Consider the following 1,356-nt stretch of genomic DNA (forward strand, 5'->3'; position numbering starts at 1 on the left):
CCGGAAAAAGTGTGCATTTTTTGGGATTTCAAGAGATGGCAAAGAAATTTTCCAATCTCCTCCTGACTCCTGACTCCTGACTCCTGACTCCTATGCCCTCACGGAAAGACTTTCTCAGCAACCCCTAGTTATCAGTTATCAGTTGTCAGTGGCACAAAGCAAAAGGCAAAAGGCAAAAGGCAATTGATGTTTCCTATTCCCTATTCCCTATTCCCTATTCCCTGTTCCCTGTTTCCTGTTCCCTGTTTCCTGTTCCCTGTTCACTAATTTAGGGTTTGAGTTCTAAACCTGCTGCTTCATCTAGCAGCCATAGCAATTCTCCTTGAGGTTTAATCAAGCGAGATGGATAAGTAAAATCATCAGCGGTAGGTGCGAAGACTTGAGCTAAAGCAGGTCTTTTATTAGCACCAGCAGCCAAAAAAATTACACTCCGTGCAGCGTTGATGAATGGGTAGGTAAAAGTGATGCGAGGATTACCGTCTTTGTTACCTACAGTAATCAAGCGATCGCGTACATTAAGAGCTTCTGTATGAGGAAACAAAGATGCAGTGTGGGCATCATCACCCATTCCCAGTAAAACTACATCCAATGGGGGAAAGTTTCCCGGTGCTGCATGGAAAAATTCTTGCAGATGCTGTTCATACTTAGCTGCATCTACCGCTGGATTAGCTGATAAAGTGGGTATGGCGTGAATATTAGCGGCTGGGATAGCAACCCGATCTAACCATGCACGACGCGCCATAAGTTCATTGCTATCGGGGTGATCTGGTGGTACATAACGTTCATCTCCCCAGAACACATGAATTTTATCCCAAAGCAAGTTTGAAGAGGCTATAGCTTCATACAAAGGCTTAGGTGTGCTGCCACCAGACAAAGCAATAGTAAATTGTCCCCGTTCTTGAATGGCAGTGGCCAATTTGGACAGAATCAAATCCCTCGCCCGTGCTACCAAAGCTGAGAGATCGGGTAAAATTTCAACCTTCTTGTTCATGGGTTCATCATCACATAGCTGACTTTCAGCAATAGAATACCTAATTTCTGACAATTTCCCAGTTTAACTTTTGAAACTTTTAACATCATCAGAGTTAGGAGGCAGGAGGCAGGAGGCAGAAGGCAGAAGTTTTTTATTTTGGATTTTGGATTTTGGATTTTGGATTGTTTTTGTGATCTCCAATCTAAAATCTAAAATCTAAAATTTTCTTCCCCAGTCACCAGTCACCAGTCACCAGTCACCAGTCACCAGTCACCAGTCCCCAGTCCCCAGTCCCCAGTCACCAGTCTCCAGTCTGCAGACACCTGTCCCCAGTCACCAGTACTCAGACTCCATTCACGAGTCAGCAGACACTCTACCCCAGC

1 protein-coding gene is annotated in these 1,356 nt (G+C 44.7%); it reads right to left on the reverse strand.

Features of this window, described 5'->3' with window-relative positions:
- Positions 1-268: 268 nt before the first annotated feature.
- A complete protein-coding gene (pgl, locus tag FFR48_RS27835) occupies positions 269-991 on the reverse strand; it encodes a 6-phosphogluconolactonase (protein ID WP_137669571.1) in 723 nt (240 codons plus the stop codon).
- Positions 992-1,356 lie beyond the last annotated feature (365 nt).

Source organism: Sphaerospermopsis reniformis, from assembly GCF_005402885.1.
In the GTDB taxonomy this organism is placed as follows: domain Bacteria; phylum Cyanobacteriota; class Cyanobacteriia; order Cyanobacteriales; family Nostocaceae; genus Sphaerospermopsis; species Sphaerospermopsis kisseleviana.

What these genes read in the sequence shown, in the direction of transcription:
- pgl (WP_137669571.1), bottom strand. Translation starts at nt 991, where the DNA reads ATGAACAAGAAGGTTGAAATTTTACCCGATCTCTCAGCTTTGGTAGCA.